Source organism: Mesorhizobium sp. M1273, assembly GCF_040318195.1.
Taxonomy (GTDB): Bacteria; Pseudomonadota; Alphaproteobacteria; order Rhizobiales; family Rhizobiaceae; genus Mesorhizobium.
In genome coordinates this window covers 264,079-280,383 of record NZ_JAMYLV010000002.1, presented here as the reverse complement: position 1 = coordinate 280,383, position 16,305 = coordinate 264,079, and the positions used below count along the sequence as shown (strand labels likewise).

15 protein-coding genes are annotated in these 16,305 nt (G+C 62.9%); 7 read left to right on the top strand and 8 right to left on the bottom strand.

Annotation, left to right across the window (positions count from 1 at the left end; translation table 11 throughout):
- Positions 1–33 precede the first annotated feature (33 nt).
- From NKH30_RS03840 to NKH30_RS03830, 3 genes are all read right to left on the bottom strand, one after another.
- Positions 34–1,530 carry a leucyl aminopeptidase gene (locus NKH30_RS03840; RefSeq protein ID WP_352501914.1) on the bottom strand — a complete coding sequence of 499 codons (1,497 nt, stop codon included), beginning with the start codon at positions 1,528–1,530 and terminating at the stop codon, positions 34–36.
- A gap of 49 nt (positions 1,531–1,579) precedes the next feature.
- Positions 1,580–1,963 (bottom strand): VOC family protein, encoded by a 384-nt coding sequence (locus NKH30_RS03835; protein ID WP_352471101.1) that lies wholly within the window; start codon positions 1,961–1,963, stop codon positions 1,580–1,582.
- A gap of 73 nt (positions 1,964–2,036) precedes the next feature.
- On the bottom strand, positions 2,037–3,203 hold the full coding sequence (locus NKH30_RS03830; protein ID WP_352972720.1) for a flavin-containing monooxygenase: 1,167 nt from the start codon (positions 3,201–3,203) through the stop codon (positions 2,037–2,039).
- A gap of 354 nt (positions 3,204–3,557) precedes the next feature.
- On the opposite strand from NKH30_RS03830, the gene lptF reads away from it, so the two are divergent.
- The 7 genes from lptF (at position 3,558) to NKH30_RS03795 (ending at position 11,604) form a co-directional block, all read left to right on the top strand.
- Positions 3,558–4,760 carry an LPS export ABC transporter permease LptF gene (lptF, locus tag NKH30_RS03825; protein ID WP_352453233.1) on the top strand — a complete coding sequence of 401 codons (1,203 nt, stop codon included), beginning with the start codon at positions 3,558–3,560 and terminating at the stop codon, positions 4,758–4,760.
- The gene (gene lptG / locus NKH30_RS03820; RefSeq protein ID WP_023677695.1) at positions 4,757–5,842 is read left to right on the top strand and encodes an LPS export ABC transporter permease LptG; all 1,086 of its coding nucleotides are present in this window, start codon (positions 4,757–4,759) and stop codon (positions 5,840–5,842) included. Before lptF ends, lptG begins: the two co-directional genes overlap by 4 nt.
- Entirely contained in the window at positions 5,842–8,259 is a 2,418-nt protein-coding gene (locus tag NKH30_RS03815) for an LPS-assembly protein LptD (protein ID WP_352972730.1), read from the top strand. The genes lptG and NKH30_RS03815 overlap by 1 nt, the downstream gene beginning before the upstream one ends.
- A gap of 117 nt (positions 8,260–8,376) precedes the next feature.
- Positions 8,377–9,303 carry a peptidylprolyl isomerase gene (locus NKH30_RS03810; RefSeq protein ID WP_352453231.1) on the top strand — a complete coding sequence of 309 codons (927 nt, stop codon included), beginning with the start codon at positions 8,377–8,379 and terminating at the stop codon, positions 9,301–9,303.
- Positions 9,304–9,315: 12 nt separating this feature from the next.
- On the top strand, positions 9,316–10,335 hold the full coding sequence (gene pdxA, locus NKH30_RS03805) for a 4-hydroxythreonine-4-phosphate dehydrogenase PdxA (RefSeq protein WP_352972736.1): 1,020 nt from the start codon (positions 9,316–9,318) through the stop codon (positions 10,333–10,335).
- 67 nt (positions 10,336–10,402) lie between these two features.
- Positions 10,403–11,236, top strand: a complete 834-nt coding sequence (gene rsmA, locus NKH30_RS03800) for a 16S rRNA (adenine(1518)-N(6)/adenine(1519)-N(6))-dimethyltransferase RsmA (RefSeq protein WP_352994243.1) — start codon at positions 10,403–10,405, stop codon at positions 11,234–11,236.
- Positions 11,237–11,310: 74 nt separating this feature from the next.
- Entirely contained in the window at positions 11,311–11,604 is a 294-nt protein-coding gene (locus tag NKH30_RS03795; RefSeq protein ID WP_352471096.1) for a DUF1330 domain-containing protein, read from the top strand.
- On the opposite strand, the gene gmk is transcribed toward NKH30_RS03795, so the two are convergent.
- From gmk to NKH30_RS03770, 5 genes are all read right to left on the bottom strand, one after another.
- Entirely contained in the window at positions 11,605–12,261 is a 657-nt protein-coding gene (gmk, locus tag NKH30_RS03790) for a guanylate kinase (RefSeq protein ID WP_023677701.1), read from the bottom strand.
- A 33-nt stretch (positions 12,262–12,294) separates the two neighbouring features.
- Entirely contained in the window at positions 12,295–13,185 is an 891-nt protein-coding gene (locus NKH30_RS03785) for a YicC/YloC family endoribonuclease (protein WP_352471095.1), read from the bottom strand.
- 138 nt (positions 13,186–13,323) lie between these two features.
- Positions 13,324–14,550, bottom strand: coding sequence for an endolytic transglycosylase MltG (mltG, locus tag NKH30_RS03780; RefSeq protein WP_352471094.1), 1,227 nt, complete (start codon positions 14,548–14,550; stop codon positions 13,324–13,326).
- 93 nt (positions 14,551–14,643) lie between these two features.
- On the bottom strand, positions 14,644–15,906 hold the full coding sequence (gene fabF, locus NKH30_RS03775) for a beta-ketoacyl-ACP synthase II (RefSeq protein WP_352454402.1): 1,263 nt from the start codon (positions 15,904–15,906) through the stop codon (positions 14,644–14,646).
- 34 nt (positions 15,907–15,940) lie between these two features.
- Complete coding sequence (locus NKH30_RS03770; RefSeq protein WP_006203723.1) at positions 15,941–16,177, bottom strand: acyl carrier protein; 237 nt, start codon at positions 16,175–16,177, stop codon at positions 15,941–15,943.
- Between the last annotated feature and the right edge of the window lie 128 nt (positions 16,178–16,305).

Sequence of the window (16,305 nt, the reverse complement as noted above, 5' to 3'; positions counted from 1 at the left end):
CAGTCTACATTGTCGGAGTCCCGCCCCAGCCGCTCATTGCTCGTAATGATCGCGCACCAGCCGGTCGAGCAGCCTGACGCCGAAGCCGGAAGCCCATGACTGGTTGATCTCGTTGGAAGGCGCGCCCATCGCCGTGCCGGCGATGTCGAGATGCGCCCAGGGCGTGTCCTTGACGAAGCGCTGCAGGAACTGCGCGGCGATAATGGCGCCGCCATGGCGACCGCCGATGTTCTTCATGTCAGCATTCTTGGAATCGATCAGCTTGTCGTATTCGGCACCGAGCGGCATGCGCCACACCCGCTCCTGCGTCGCCTGTCCGGCCGCCGTCAGCCGGTCCGCCAACTCGTCATTGTTGGAGAACAGGCCGGCATAATGCTGGCCGAGCGCGACCATGATGGCGCCGGTCAGCGTCGCCAGATTGATCATGAATTTCGGCTGGAAGCGGTCGTTGCAGTACCAGAGCGCATCGGCCAGTACCAGGCGGCCCTCGGCGTCGGTATTGAGCACTTCGATAGTCTGACCCGACATCGAGGTGACAATGTCGCCCGGTCGCTGAGCGTGGCCGTCGACGGCATTTTCAACCAGCCCGACAATGCCGACGACATTGACCTTCGCCTTGCGCGCGGCCAGCGCGTGCATCAGGCCGGTGACGGCAGCAGCGCCGCCCATGTCGCCCTTCATGTCCTCCATGCCGGACGCCGGCTTGATCGAATTGCCGCCGGTGTCGAAGGTGACGCCCTTGCCGACGAAGGCGACCGGGCTTTCCTTGGCCTTGCCGCCGTCCCACCGCATGACCGCGATGCGGGCGCCACGCGGCGAACCCTGCGCTACGCCCAGCAGCGAACCCATGCCGAGCTTCTTCATCTCCTTCTCGGCCAGGATCTCGACCGTGACGCCGAGCGCCTCCAGTTCGGCGATGCGGGCGGCGAATTCCACCGGTCCCAAAACATTGGCCGGTTCATTGACCAAATCGCGCGCCAGCAAGACGCCGTCGATCACCGCCGCTTCATCGGCGAAGGCCTTCTTTGCAGCTGCCGGATCGGCGGTGTGAATAGTCACCTTGACCGGCTTTTTTGGCTCGCGCCTGTCGTCACCATTGTTCTTTTTGGTCTTGTATTTGTCGAAGGAATAGCTGCGCAGCAGGATGCCCGCTGCAAGCTGAACGGCTTGCCTGCCGCTGACGACCGCACCGGGAAGATCGAGCACGACGGCCACTTCGGTTGCCTTGCGAAAGGATGCGGCAATCGTGCCGCCGAGCTTCAGCCAGGCGTAATCATCGAGATTGGAGCCCTTGCCGGCACCGACCGCCACCAGCCGCTCGATCGATGTCCCTTCCGGTGCCAGCACTTCGACCAGGCTGGCGAATTTGCCGGTGAAGTCGGCGACCGGAAAAGCCCGCTCGAGGGTCTTTGCCGGATCGCAAGCCCTGGCGGCATCGCTGAGGCCGCCCTCGTCGGTCACCAGAACGAAAACGCTGCCTTTTTTGGGCGCGGCGAATTTGGCAAAGGCGATCGAGGGTCTCGAATTCATCATGTCCTGCTTTCGGGGAAGTGAGTTGGATTATTGCGAGAAACGTTCGTCAGTGAGCGGCGGGTTGAAACAGCTCGATAACATTGCCCGATGGATCTTCGAGCAGCGTCTGGGAACCGCCGACGCCCGTTATGATATCGTTGCGAAAGACAAGTCCAGCACTCTTGAGGCGCGCAACCTCTTCTTTCAGGTCCGGCACCACCAACAGGATGCGATTCCAACCTCCCGGCACCGGCTGCCGGCCATCCGGCATCGCCCGTGCACCCGAACTGCCGGGGCCGCTTAGAAGGAGCCGTAAAGCGCCGCGTGTCACGGAAGCAAAAGCCGGTCGCGCGTCCTGTTCAACAGCGAAGCCCAGATGTCCACAGTAGAAGTCGATCGAGGCGGCGACATCATCGACCATGTAGCGAATGCTGACTGGCGTCATGACCATTGACCTTTCGGTTCGAGCACCTTTCAACAAGGCGTGTCTATTGCGGGCGGAACAGTCGGCATAGTCCGGCTCATCATCGCTGCTTGACAATCCGCGCCGCTATCGCCCTGGCCTGAATGCGGGCGTTAGCGAAACAACCGCGAATGCTCGGCCGCATGCCGGTAAACCACAGACCGGGCAATTTCGGATCGGCATCGCCGCCGTTGAAAAGCGGAACGCCCTTGCCGTCGAGAACGCCGAGCTTGCCGAACATCTGCTCCAGACCGGTGCGATAGCCGGTCGCCGCAATGACGATATCGGGCGTGATCGACCTGCCGTCATTCAATACGATGCCGTCTTGGGTAAATTCCCGCAATGGTGGCACCACCACGATCGTGCCTGCCTTTATGGCGCGGACGGCGCCGTCATCGGCTGCGATCGCGGTGTAGTCGGCGCTCAGACGGCTCGCACCGCCTATAGGAGCCGGCGGAAGCCCAAATTTCGTCAGGTCGCCGAAAACCAGGCGCTGGGTTGTCGCCATCACCGCATCGGCCAGCCGCACCGGCAAGCTCGCCATCAACGGTGAAAGCCTGTGGACGGCGACCTTGCCGATGCGTTTCGGCAGCAGCGACGGGCCGTTGCGGGCCGACAGCCAGATGCTTTGGGCATCTGCATTCGCAAGATGGTTGAGTGCGTCGAACCCCGAATTGCCGGCTCCGACGACCAGCACCCTTTTGCCGACGTAGTCCTTCGCCTCGCCAAAATCGGCCGAATGGATAATCCGGCCTGCAAAATCCTTCATGCCTTTCCACGCGGGAATAAACGGCTGCCGGTCGCGCCCGGTGGCGACGACGACATGACGCGCCAGACGACGTCCGGCGTTCGTCCGCACGGTCCAGTGATCGCCATCGAACGTGATCTCTTCAACGACAACGCCGAATGCGACCGGCAGACCATGCGCCTGGCTGAAATCGTTCAGATGGCGAATGACGGCCGATTTATGCGGAAAAGCCGGGGTGCCTGCGGGATAGCCGATGCCGGGCAGCGTCGAGAGATCGCGATGCGTATTGAGGTGCAGCCGCTGGTGCCGCCGATGCCAGGGTTCAGCAAGCCGGCTCTCCTTTTCCAGGACGAGCGTCGGTACGCCGGCCTTCATCAAGGCGTGGGCGGCGGCAAGGCCGGCCGCGCCGGCGCCGACCACGATCGCGCCGTCAAAGACGGTTTCCCGACCGGTTTGACCGCGCAATTTTTCCGCTTCCATGCTGGGACTCAACAGATCCTGACCCGTCTTATCACGCCGCGGCGGTCGCGACCGGCGCGACATTTGGTCGTTTTGCCGCATTTGACAAGACTTTGGCCGAAATCGCTCCCATATGCGATATCGAACCATCCACGATTCGTCGCGGCACGGCCCCGCTTCCCGCCGCAACCTGTTGTTAACCAACAATGTTCGCCCTTTCTTATCCATTGCCGCCGACACTCCGGCCCAGCGGATTTTGCGATCCGGGACAGAACCCAGATCGAACCGCCAAACTGAGCCAGTTGTGCAGCCGGCGCCGGACGACTACCTTGTTCCAAGGCATGATGCCGTTCGAAATCGCCGAGAAAAGCCTTCATGAAGGTCGTTGAACGTTACATCATGCGCCGTGCTTTCGCGGTATTCGCGCTGGCGCTCGTCTGGACGCTGGCGATCGTCTGGACGACTCAGGTGCTCGCCCGCATCGACCTCGTCACCGATAGCGGTCAGTCGGCCCTCACCTTCTTCGAAGTCGCAGCGCTGATCATCCCGACGATCGTTCCGATCGTCGTGCCGTTCGCCCTGGTGGTCGCGGTCGCCCAGATCCTCAGCGTGATGAATTCTGATTCGGAGCTGGCCGTCATCAATGCCGCCGGCGCTTCACGCTGGACCATCGTCAGGCCGATCATGCTTCTGGCACTTGCAGCCAGCGTTTTTTCCTTCGCCGTCGACAATGGCGTCGACCCTTACGCACGCCAGAAGAACCGCGAGTTGATTGCGTCATCGCGTGCCGATCTGTTGTCGTTGATCATCCAGGAAGGCACCTTCCGCAAGATCGATGACGGCCTGTTCCTGCAGGTTGGCGAACGGCTTCCCGACAACCGTCTCGGCGGCATCTTCGTCGCCGATTCGCGCGAAGAAGGCGTCAATCTCATCTACTACGCCAAGACCGGCAGCATCATCGAACGCGGCGACGAGAAGGTGCTGATGATGAATGACGGCGTCATCCATCGCAAAACCATGACCGGCGACCTCTCGGTGATCCGGTTCACCTCCTACGCCTTCGACTTGTCCGCTTTCATGTCGGCATCATCTGACATCCTGCTTTTGCCGAAGGACCGGACGACCCAGTATCTGCTCAATCCCAGTCCGAACGACAAGATGTACCAACAAAAGCCGAACAGGTACCTGGCCGAGCTCAACCAGCGTTTTTCCGAGTGGTCCTATTCGCTCGTCTTCGCGCTGATCGCGCTCGCCGTCGCCGGAGATGCACGCTCGCATCGCGAGGCGCGTGTGCACCCGCTGATCACGGCAATCGCGATCGCGCTGTTCGTGCGCTGGCTCGGGTTCTTTGCCGCCGGCAAGGCCGACAAGGTGCCGCAATATGCCTATATGGTCTACGGCGTCCCGATCGTGGCATCGGCGATCGCCATCTGGTTCATTGTTTCCAACCGGACCATGGAACTGCCGGTTGCCTGGGCCGATTGGATAACCAATCTTGCCGGCCGCTTCAGTGAGGGCTGGAGCGCCATCAAGCTCCGTTTTGCCGGGCGTGGCGCATCCGGACAGGGAGCCGGCTGATGGGCTGGACTCTGGGTCGGTACTTCTTCTTTCGCTATGTGACGATCACCATCTGGTTCTTCATCGGCCTCTTGGCGCTGGTGTTCCTGATCGATTTCACCGAGCTTTCCGGCCGCACGACCGGCGTGCCGGGCTTCACCTACGCAACTGCGTTCGCCATTTCGGGGCTCAGGATGCCGATGATCATGCTGCAGACGGTGCCGTTCGTCGGCCTGTTCTCGGCGATGGCGACGTTGGTGTCGCTCAACCGCAAATACGAATTGGTCATTGCCCGTTCCGCCGGGGTTTCCGCATGGCAATTCCTGCTGCCGTGCTGCATCGGGGCGCTGCTGTTTGGGGCCTTGTCGGTCGGCGTCATCAATCCGGTAGCCGCGCACGCCTATTCCTGGTCCGAGGAGATCGAGACCCAGCTCCGTTCGGGCAAGTCGAACAGCGTCTCGGCCGATGCTGCGCCCTGGATCAGGCAGAAAACCAACGCCGGCGACACCATCATCGGCGCGCGCGCCATTCTCAATCAAGGCCTGGAGATGGCCGACGCGGTCTTCTTCAGCTTCAGCCCGCAAGGCGACATCATCGAGCGCAAGGATGCGGCGCGCGCCTTTTTGCGGGACGGCTACTGGGAATTGCAGGACGTCAAGGTGTTCCGGGACGGTACCATCCAGTCGTTACCCAGCGACCGGCTGCCGACCAATCTCAAGCCGGAATTCGTGCAAGAGCGGTTGGCGCGCCCTGAGACCATTCCCTTCTACGATCTGCCCGGCAAGATCGAAGTGGCCCGCTCCTTCGGCCTCAAGGCAAACGCCTTCGCCATGCAGTTCAATTCCCTGATTGCGCTGCCCTTCCTGCTTGTCGCGATGACGCTGATTGCGGCAACGGTATCAATGCGATTTGCGAGGATGGGGCAGTCGGCAACGATGATTCTGGGTGGCATCGTGGCCGGCTTTCTGCTTTATGTCGTTTCGGTGCTGGTCAAGGCATTCGGCGTAGCGGGATTCGTACCCACGGCCGTAGCGGCTTGGGTCCCGGTTGTCGTGGCTATGTTCTTCGGGGTGACATTCCTGCTATACAAGGAAGACGGCTAGTGAGGGAGGCGGTTTTGCGCAGCCATAGGCACGCCGGTTTGGCACGCCTCTCTGCGGCGAGCGCCTTGGCATGCCTGCTTGCCAGCGCCGCCCCGGTTGCTTCGGCTTTTGCCCAGGACGTCAGTGAGCTGGCAACGAAGGTTCCGAGCGGCACGCAGATGCTGCTGGCAGCCGATACGCTGGTCTACGACAACGACAAGCAGACCGTGACGGCTGTCGGCGGCGTCCAGATCGACTACGGCGGCAACCGTCTCGTCGCCCAGCGGGTCGAATACAACCGCAACACCAAACGCCTCGTCGCCAGCGGCAATGTCGAACTCGTCAATAGCGACGGCACCAAAATCTATTCGCAACATGCCGACATCACTGACGATTTCGCCGACGGCTTCGTCAACGCGCTGCGGGTCGAGACCATAGACAAGGCGTATTTCGCCGCCGAAAGCGCGGAGCGCATGGGCGGCGTGCTGACGACGTTCCACAATGGCGTCTACACCGCCTGCGAGCCGTGCGAGGACAAGCCCGACAAAGCGCCGACCTGGCGTATCAAGGCCAGGAAGATCATCTGGAACGGCGAGAAGAAGACGGTTCGCTTCGAGAACTCGAATTTCGAGTTCTTCGGCTTTCCGCTGGCCTATCTGCCGGCTTTCGAGATCGCCGACCCAACGGTCAAGCGCAAGAGCGGCTTCCTGATCCCCGGCGTCGCCTACAAGAGCGATCTCGGCGTCGGTGTTAAAGTCCCCTATTATTTCGCGCTCTCGCCGACCTACGATCTCACTGTCACTGGCAGCGGCTATACCAAGCAAGGTTTCCTCGGTGAGGCCGAGTGGAGGCAGCGCTTCAACAACGGTCAGTACAGCCTGAAGATTGCGGGCATCCGGCAGGAGAATCCCGACGCCTTCATCGACGACAATGGCCACAACGTGAATTCGGGTACCGAAGGCGACCCGAACAGGTTCCGCGGCATGATGGGCACCCAGGGCCAGTTCGCCATCAACCCGCGCTGGGACTTCGGCTGGGACATCCTGCTGCAGAGCGATAAGAATTTCTCGCGCACCTACGACATCGATGGCTTCAACGATAGCGTGCACCGCTCCGACGTGTATCTGACGGGGCTCAACGATCGCAATTACTTCGACGTGCGCGCCATGCACTTTGAGGTTCAGGAAGACACGCTCGCCAGCGATCCGACTGCACGCGCCGCCAAGCAGCCCTGGGTGCTGCCCTCGCTCGACTACGCCTATATCCCCGACATGCCGGTGGCCGGCGGGCAGCTGTCGTTCGACGTCAACGCGCGGGTCATTGACCGCGACAGGCTCGATACGGCTCTTGCAAATTCGGGCATCCCTTCGTCCGTCAACAACGTCCGCGGCATCGACGGTCAATCCGGGCGCCTTACCGCGGAAGCCGAATGGAAGCGCACCTTCACCACCGATGGCGGGCTGCTGCTGACACCGCTCCTGGCGCTGCGCGGCGACGCCGGCTACGTTAACGCCTCCTCGGCCTCGCTCGACGCCGTCAACCAGATGGCGACCAATCTCGGCGTCGAGGACGATATGCGTTCATCGCTTGCCCGCTACATGGCGACCGCCGGCCTTGAGATGCGCTGGCCGGTGCTGTTTTCGATGACCAGTTCCAGCCATGTCTTCGAACCGATGGCGCAGGTATTCATGCGTCCGAACGAGCAATATGTCGGCGGGCTGGCGGTCCCCAACGAGGACGCCCAGAGCTTCGTCTTCGACGCCACGACGCTGTTCGAGCGCGACAAATTCTCGGGCTATGACCGCATGGAAGGCGGCACACGCGCCAATGTCGGGCTGCGCTATTCCGGCGCATATGACAATGGCTGGGGCACCAATGCGGTGTTCGGCCAATCCTACCAGCTGGGCGGCCAGAACTCGTTCGGCACGCCGGACCTGGTCAATGTCGGCGCCTATTCAGGCCTTGAAACTGCAACCTCCGACTATGTCGGCCTTGTCGGCTTCAACAGCCCCAGCGGGTTTTCCGGCTCGGTCAGCGGCCGTTTCGACGAGCAAAGCTTCGAGATCCGCCGCGCTGAGGTAAAGGCCGCCTTTTCAGGCCTGCCGGTATCGCTGAGCGCCAAATACGCCTTCATCCAGGCGCAGCCACTCTATGGCTTCTCAACCGATCGCCATGAGGTTACGCTCGGCGCCTCGACACATCTTGCCGAGAATTGGCGCGTCTTTGGCACCGGCACATATGATCTGGAGCAGAGCGTTCTGGTCAAGGACGGGGTCGGCTTTGCCTATAGTGATTCGTGCTTTACCTATTTGATGACGTTTTCGGAAAGACGTGACCTGAACACCAAGGAAGTATCGCAGAACGTCGGCTTCAACCTGTCGTTCCGCACGCTCGGCGATTTCGGCTCGTCGCAACGCTCCATCGACACCATCCAATAACGGGCAGCGGTCGGCAACGGGGCGGCTGGCGGACGACATTGTTTCGCCGCATAGAGCAGGCACGAATTTTGACGGCCTGAACTGGGATAGGTTCGGCTGAATCGGGATGGAATTGGGATGCTTTCGATGAGGAAATACCTCTTTTCGGCAGGGTTCGCGCTGCTGGTGGCGTTCTCGACCACCGCGGTGACGCGGCCAGTTTTCGCCACCGAGATCAAATACGTCGTCAACAATATACCGATCACCACCGGCGACATCCAGCATCGGGCCGCTTTCCTGCGCCTGCAGCACAGAAAGGGCGATGCCGGCCAGGAAATGATCGACCAGACGCTGCGCCTGGCCGAAGCCCGGCGGCTCGGCATCCGCATCAGCGACGAGCAGGTCGATGCCGCTTATCAGCGTTTCGCCACCAGCAACAAGATGCCGCTCAAGCAGCTTGACGGCGCGATGGCGCAATCCGGCGTCACCAAGGAGCATTTCAAGGACTTTATCCGGGCGCAGATGGCCTGGAACCAGGCGCTGACCGCGCGTCACCGTTCTAGCGACGGCGGCGGCGCCATGAGCGAGCAGGACCTCGTCAAGCGCATGCTCGAAAAAGGCGGCAGCAAACCGAGCGCCACAGAGTACATGCTGCAGCAGGTCATCTTCGTGGTGCCGGCGGCCGAGCGCAGCGCGACGCTGGCCAAGCGCAAACGCGAAGCCGACGCTATGCGCGCCCGCTTCAACGGCTGCAACACCACGCGCGAATTCGCCAAGGGCCTGATCGATGTCACCGTTCGTGATCTCGGCCGGGTGCTGGCGCCGCAATTGCCGGCGGACTGGGCCGAGCAGATAAAGGCTACAAAGGTCGGCGGCGCCACCACGACGCGCGAAACCGACCGCGGTGTCGAATTCATCGGCATCTGCTCGTCGCGCGAAGTGTCAGACGACAAAGCCGCGCAGATGGTGTTCCAGAGTGAAGGTTCGAGCGACAAGAACGCCGACGAACTCTCGAAGAAATATGTCGAGGAGTTGCGGAAGAAAGCCCGCATAATCGAGCGCTGAAGTCGAAGCGCCGTGGCTGACGCAGAGCTTCCGCTGGCGTTGAGCGTCGGCGATCCGTCCGGCGTGGGGCCGGACATCGCCATCGCTGCTTGGCAGGCCCGCGAAAGCGCTGGCGTTCCGTCATTTTATCTCCTTGCCGATCCGGCACTGATTGCCGTGCGAGCGCACAGGCTCGGCACCGATATCGCGATTGCCGAGACGACGCCGGCGTTAGCGCCGGGGGTGTTTTCGCGCGCGCTGCCGGTGGTGGCGCTTGCTGCCCGTTTCGTCGACAGTCCCGGCCGCCCGGATCCAGCCAACGCCGCCGGCATCATCGAGGCGATCGACCGCGCAGTTGCCGACTGCCTGGCCGGCCGCGCCGCCGCAGTCGTCACCTGCCCCATTGCCAAGAAGCCGCTCTACGACGCCGGCTTTCGCTTTCCCGGCCACACCGAATATCTGGCGCATCTGGCATCGCTTCACACCGGCACCGAAGTGATACCGGTGATGCTGCTTGCCGGACCGGACCTGCGCACCGTGCCGGTCACCATCCACATCGCGCTGGCCGAGGTGCCGAAAGCGCTGACCACGGACCTTATCGTCGCCACCGGCCGCATCACCGCCGCCGACCTTGCGAACCGCTTCGGAATTGCCAAGCCGCGGCTCGCCATTGCCGGCCTCAACCCGCATGCCGGCGAAGGCGGCACCATGGGCACCGAAGACGAGCGGATCGTGCGCCCGGCGGTCGACCGGCTGAGGCAGGAAGGGATCGACGCCTTCGGGCCGTTGCCGGCCGACACGCTGTTTCATGCTCGCGCCCGCGCCGGCTACGACGTGGCGCTCTGTATGTATCACGACCAGGCGCTGATCCCGGCCAAGGCGCTGGCGTTTGACGAGGCGGTCAACGTCACGCTCGGCCTGCCCTTCGTCCGCACCTCGCCCGACCACGGCACCGCCTTCGACATCGCCGGCAAGGGCATCGCCCGTGCCGGCAGTCTGATTGCAGCGCTGAAACTCGCTCGCGTTCTTGCCGATACCGGGAAAAGGCCGTAGGCCCTGAGCCCAATCAGCCATATTCGATGGCCTTAACCCGATGAACCCGCCTGATGAGCCCAGCCCGATGAGCATAGACGGCCTGCCGCCACTGCGCGAGGTGATCGAGCGCCATGGGCTGCAGGCGAAAAAGGCGCTGGGCCAGAATTTTCTGCTCGACCTTAACCTGACAAGCAAGATTGCGCGAACCGCCGGCGACCTGAGCGACGTTACGGTTATCGAGGTCGGTCCCGGTCCGGGCGGGCTGACCCGGGCCCTGCTCCTCAACGGCGCCCGGCGGGTCGTCGCCATCGAGCGCGACGAGCGCTGCCTGGCGGCCCTGGCCGAGATCTCGAACCACTATCCGGGCCGGCTAGAGATCGTAGCCGGCGATGCGCTGAAAACCGATTTTGCAGCGCTTGCTAAAGGGGAAAGCGGCGGGCCGACGAAAATCGTCGCCAACCTGCCCTACAATATCGGCACCGAATTGCTGATCCGCTGGCTGACCGTCACCGAGTGGCCGCCCTTCTACACATCGATGACACTGATGTTCCAGCGCGAGGTCGCCGAACGCATTGCAGCCAGCCCCGGAAGCGATGCCTATGGTCGGCTCGGCGTGCTGGCAGGCTGGCGGACGGAGGCGAGGATTGCCTTCGACGTGCCGCCGCAGGCGTTCACGCCGCCACCCAAGGTGACGTCCTCGGTGGTGCATCTGGTGCCGCGCGCCAGCCCCTTGCCGGCAGAGGTGAAACGGCTCAGCCGCGTCACCGAAGCGGCGTTTGGCCAGCGCCGGAAAATGCTGCGGCAGAGCGTGAAAAGCCTCGGCGGCGAGGCGCTGCTTGCCCGTGCCGGCATCGATCCGACCAGGCGCGCCGAGACGCTGAGCGTCGAGGAGTTCGTTCGCCTGACCAACGCGGTGTGATGCCGGGACGCGTCTGCGTGGAATTTCCGCTCTCACGGCATAGATAGCCGGACAAACCTGCCCGGAGACAAGCAATGGCCGCCTATGTCATTTCCGACGTCACGATCCGCGACGCAGAGGCGATCGAAGCTTATCGCATCCGCGCGGCTGCCCCCATCGCCCAGCACGGCGGGCGCTATCTGGTACGCGGTGGCAAGGTGGAAATGTTGGAAGGCGACTGGTCTCCCGGGCCGCTGATCATCGTCGAATTCCCCGACATGGACACGGCGCGGCGCTGGTATCGCTCGGCCGAATACGCCGCTGCATTGGAGCTGCGCGACGCCGCGCTCAGCCGCAATCTGATCCTGGTCGAGGGGATAGCGCGTTGATCAATCCGTCTTCTCGTCGAGCAGCCCCGAGACGAAATCGAACAGGCCGGGCCGGCGATCGCGTCTGAGCCGTTCGGCGGTGACGATGCCGCGCACCTCGGCGAAAGCGCGGTCGAGATCGTCGTTGACGATGACGAAATCATATTCCTTCCAGTGCTCGATCTCGTTGCGGGCGTTCTTGAGCCGCGTCTCGATCACCGCTTCCTGGTCCTCGGCGCGACGCTTCAGCCGCGCCTTCAATTCCTTCATCGATGGCGGCAGGATGAATATCGAGACGATGTCGGCGCGCATCTTCTCCTTGAGCTGCTGAGCGCCTTGCCAGTCGATGTCGAACAGCATGTCGCGGCCTTCGGCCAGCGCCTGTTCAGCCGGCTCGCGCGGCGTCGCGTAGCAATTGCCGTGCACCTCCGCCCATTCGAGCAGCGCATCGGAATCGCGCAGCCGCTCGAACTCGCGCATGGTACGGAAGTGGTAATGGACCCCCTCGATCTCGCTGCCGCGGCGTGGCCGCGTGGTGACCGAGACCGACAATTCCAGGCTGGAATCGCTCTCCAGCAGATTGCGCGCAATCGTCGACTTGCCGGCGCCTGACGGCGACGACAAGACCAGCATCAGCCCGCGGCGCCGAATGCGGGAACCCACATCCCTAGCGGTCATGGGGCTTGGCAGTCATGTGGCTTGGCATCGGGATCATTCCAGATTCTGGACCTGTTCGCGAAACTGGTCGACGACCGCCTTCAGTTCCAGCCCGATGGCGGTGACCGCGGCAGCATTCGACTTGGAACACAGCGTATTCGATTCGCGGTTGAATTCCTGTGCCAGGAAATCGAGCTTGCGGCCGATGGCGCCGCCGCCGCCGAGCAGCGCCCGGCCTGACGCCACATGTGTCTTCAGCCGGTCGATCTCCTCGCGTATGTCGGCCTTGGTGGCCAGGAACGCCGCTTCCATATGCAGCCGGCTGGCGTCCAGGTTGGCAGACGCGTCCATCAACAGGCGGATCTGCTCGGCGAGCCTTTCGCGGATCGTGGCCGGTTCGCGTGATGGATCGGCCTCGGCCCGCAGCGTCAGCGCCTCGATGGCATCGATATGGCCGGACAGCAGGGAACGAAGTGCCGCACCTTCGCCCTGGCGCGCCTGGTGCAGCCCGTTCAGTGCTGCTTCCAGCGCCGACAGTATTGCGGTATCGAGCGCACTGCGCGCCTCTTCGGTTTCGATGGTTTCGGGAATGTCGAGGACGCCGCGCAGCGCAAGCAGGCCGTCGGCCGCCGCAGGGGCTACTCCGAACTGCTCCTGCAGCCGCTTGGCCAAGCCCGCCAGATCCTTCAGGAAAGCCTCGTTGACCACGGGTTGCGCTTGCGCGCCGGCGGCGCGGCCAATGGTCAGCGTCATCTGGAAATTGCCGCGCGCAAAACGCTTCTGCACCGTCTGCCGGACGGCCGGCTCCAACCGGTCGAAACCTTGCGGCAGCCGCAGCCTGACCTCGACGCTTTTGCCGTTGACGGACTTGGCTTCCCAGGCAATCGAAGTGCCGTCGTGTTCGGCGACACTGCGCGCAAAACCGGTCATGCTCTGCAAGTTCATGTAGCCGTGCGTCCCTTTGCCGAATGCCCCTCAAGCCGGAGCGATTTTCTCCGGACAGGACCATGTGAATTTCAATGCCATGGCAGCCCTTGCACATCCACCCGGATATGCACAGGGCCAAACTGATGGCGTCCGGCCCTACTGGGCGGCGGTGGGGCCTGCATCGTCAACGATGGCTCCCGCCGGCGTGTCGGCTCCGGTATTGGTTGCTCCGGCCTTGGCGGCGTCCTGCGCCTGCTTTTTCAGCAGTGCCCGGTAGCGAGCGACATTCTCGTTATGCTCATCGAGCGTCGAGGCAAAGACGTGCCCGCCGCTGCCGTCGGCGACGAAGTAGAGATCGCTGGTCTTCGACGGATTGGCGACAGCCTCCAGCGCCGCACGGCCGGGATTGGCGATCGGCGTCGGCGGTAACCCGTTGATCAGATAGGTGTTGTAGGGCGTCGGCTTCTGGATGTCCGACTGATAGATCGGGCGGTCGATGGGTTTGCCCTTGCCGCCGAACAGGCCGTAGATGATGGTCGGGTCCGACTGCAGCCGCATACCCTTGGCCAGCCGGTTGAGGAAGACGGCGGCTACGCGCGAGCGTTCATCGCCCTTGCCGGTCTCCTTCTCGACGATAGAGGCCAGGGTGACAAAATCCTCAACGTTGGCGATCGGCAGATCCGGCGCTCGGCGTTGCCAGACCTCGTCGACCAGCTTCTTCTGGTCGGCCAGAAGCTTGTCGACCATCTGCTGGCGTGTTGCGCCGCGGGTGAAACGCAGCGTGTCGGTGGCGAGGCTGCCCTCAGGTGGAGTGGTCGACGGCATATCGCCGGTCAGCGCGTCCTGCTCAGCGATCCGTTGCAGCGCCTGCTCGACCGTCAGCCCCTCGGGGATAGTCAGCGAATACATCACCGACTTGCCGCTCTTCAGCAGTTCCATGATATCGTGCATCGACGCCTGCGGCTTGATCTCGTATTCGCCGGCCTTCAGGGCGGAATCATTGCCGAAGGCGCGCACGCCAAGGCGGAAAATGCGGGCGTCGCTGATCAGACCTCGCCGCTCAAGCTGGTCGGCGATTTCCTGGACGCCGCTATTCGGCTTGACCAGGAAAGTGTCGCCATTGGCCGACGGGCCGGGCTCGTTGAACTCCTGCTTGCCGAAATACAGCGCAACGCCTGCCGCCAGCACCATCAGCATCACCGAAGAGATGACGAAGTTCATGAACACGACGAACTGGCTGCGCGAGGCACGCGAGCGCTTCGGCGGCGGCGTGCCGGCCTCGGGCCGCAACGCCTCGCTGGCCGTCTTCGGCACGATCGGGCCGGGCGTGGGCGTTGCTGGCCGTTGCCCGAATTCCCCGTTATCGGCCGGATTTGTGTTCATAGCGCCCTACCATTTGATCTTGCGACGAATCCCCTCGGGCAGAGTAGGGGCGAATATGGCAAAATTGACGGCAGACGGAAACCGGCAGAGCGGTCAGCCATTGTAGCGCTGGAAGACGAGCGAGGCGTTGGTGCCACCGAAGCCGAAGGAGTTGGACAGCGCCACGTCTATCTGCCGGGCCCGCGGCTTGTGCGGCACCAGGTCGATCGCCGTTTCGCGCTCCGGATTGTCAAGATTGATGGTCGGCGGCGCGATGTTGTCGCGAATGGCGAGGATCGAAAAGATCGCCTCGGCAGCACCAGCCGCGCCCAGCAGGTGGCCAATCGACGATTTGGTCGACGACATCGATATCTTCGAGGCGGCGTTGCCGACCAGCCGCTCGACGGCGCCGAGTTCGATCGTATCGGCCATGGTCGAGGTGCCGTGCGCGTTGATGTAGTCGACATCGGCCGGCGTCAGCTTCGCCCGGTTCAGCGCCGCGGTCATGCAACGGAAAGCGCCGTCGCCGTCCTCGGCAGGCGCGGTGATGTGATAGGCGTCGCCGGTCAGACCATAGCCGGTGACCTCGGCATAGATCTTGGCGCCGCGGGCCTTGGCGTGTTCGAGCTCCTCGAGCACGACAACACCGGCGCCCTCGCCCATGACGAAGCCGTCGCGATCGCGATCATAGGGGCGTGAGGCCGTTTGTGGCGCATCGTTGCGCTCGGTGGAGAGCGCGCGGCAAGCGGCGAACCCCGCGACCGACAGTCTCGTCACCGGCGCTTCGGCGCCGCCTGCGACCATAACGTCGGCATCGCCCCAGATGATCAGCCGGGCGGCATCGCCGATGGCGTGCGCACCGGTCGAGCAAGCGGTGACGACGGCATGGTTGGGGCCTTTCAGCCCATGCCGGATCGAGACCTGACCGGAGACGAGGTTGATGATCTGGCCAGGGATGAAGAATGGGCTGATGCGGCGCGGACCGCGTTCCTTGAGGATCATCGCATTCTCGGCGATGCCTTCGATGCCGCCGATGCCCGAACCGATCAGCACGCCGGTGGCGCACTGTTCCTCATGCGTCTTCGGCTGCCAGCCGGAATCCTTGAGTGCCTCGTCGGCGGCCGCGATCCCGTACAGAATGAAGTCGCCGATCTTGCGCAGTTCCTTCGGCTCGAGAACGGCTTCAGGATTGAAAGTGGCATTGGAGCCGTCACCGCGCGGAATGACGTGGGCGACCTTGCAGGCAAGATCTTCCACCTCGAATTCGGTGATGCGCTTGGCTGCGCTGCGGCCGGTCAGAAGCTCCTTCCAGCTGTGCTCGAAGCCCATGCCGAACGGCGAAAGCAGCCCAAGGCCCGTGACGACGACACGCCTCATCGCAGGTCCTCCCCGGTGATGACTGCAAATAGCGTCAGGCGGAGGCCTTGTCGATGTATTTCACCGCATCGCCAACAGTCAGGATGGTCTCGGCGGCGTCGTCCGGGATTTCGACACCGAACTCTTCTTCGAACGCCATGACAAGTTCGACCGTGTCGAGGCTGTCCGCGCCCAGATCATCGATGAAGCTCGCCTGCTCCGTCACCTTGTCGGCATCGACGCCAAGGTGCTCGATGACGATCTTCTTGACGCGCTCTGCGGTGTCACTCATTTGGGCATCCTCGTCTTTTGGTTGTCTGTCTTCGTTAGCGGGCAGAATGCCGCTAATCAAGCTGAAAGATGGTCCTGCCGGAAACGCAGCGGAACAGGACCGGTTTTTGCCCGAACCGCCGGGTTGCG

Coding starts and splice junctions, on each gene's coding strand:
- gmk (WP_023677701.1), bottom strand. CDS start 12,261: ATGACCGCTAGGGATGTGGGTTCCCGCATTCGGCGCCGCGGGCTGATG.
- NKH30_RS03840 (WP_352501914.1), bottom strand. CDS start 1,530: ATGAATTCGAGACCCTCGATCGCCTTTGCCAAATTCGCCGCGCCCAAA.
- mltG (WP_352471094.1), bottom strand. CDS start 14,550: ATGAACACAAATCCGGCCGATAACGGGGAATTCGGGCAACGGCCAGCA.
- NKH30_RS03835 (WP_352471101.1), bottom strand. CDS start 1,963: ATGGTCATGACGCCAGTCAGCATTCGCTACATGGTCGATGATGTCGCC.
- NKH30_RS03795 (WP_352471096.1), top strand. CDS start 11,311: ATGGCCGCCTATGTCATTTCCGACGTCACGATCCGCGACGCAGAGGCG.
- NKH30_RS03770 (WP_006203723.1), bottom strand. CDS start 16,177: ATGAGTGACACCGCAGAGCGCGTCAAGAAGATCGTCATCGAGCACCTT.
- rsmA (WP_352994243.1), top strand. CDS start 10,403: ATGAGCATAGACGGCCTGCCGCCACTGCGCGAGGTGATCGAGCGCCAT.
- NKH30_RS03785 (WP_352471095.1), bottom strand. CDS start 13,185: ATGAACTTGCAGAGCATGACCGGTTTTGCGCGCAGTGTCGCCGAACAC.
- fabF (WP_352454402.1), bottom strand. CDS start 15,906: ATGAGGCGTGTCGTCGTCACGGGCCTTGGGCTGCTTTCGCCGTTCGGC.
- NKH30_RS03810 (WP_352453231.1), top strand. CDS start 8,377: ATGCTTTCGATGAGGAAATACCTCTTTTCGGCAGGGTTCGCGCTGCTG.
- NKH30_RS03830 (WP_352972720.1), bottom strand. CDS start 3,203: ATGGAAGCGGAAAAATTGCGCGGTCAAACCGGTCGGGAAACCGTCTTT.
- lptF (WP_352453233.1), top strand. CDS start 3,558: ATGAAGGTCGTTGAACGTTACATCATGCGCCGTGCTTTCGCGGTATTC.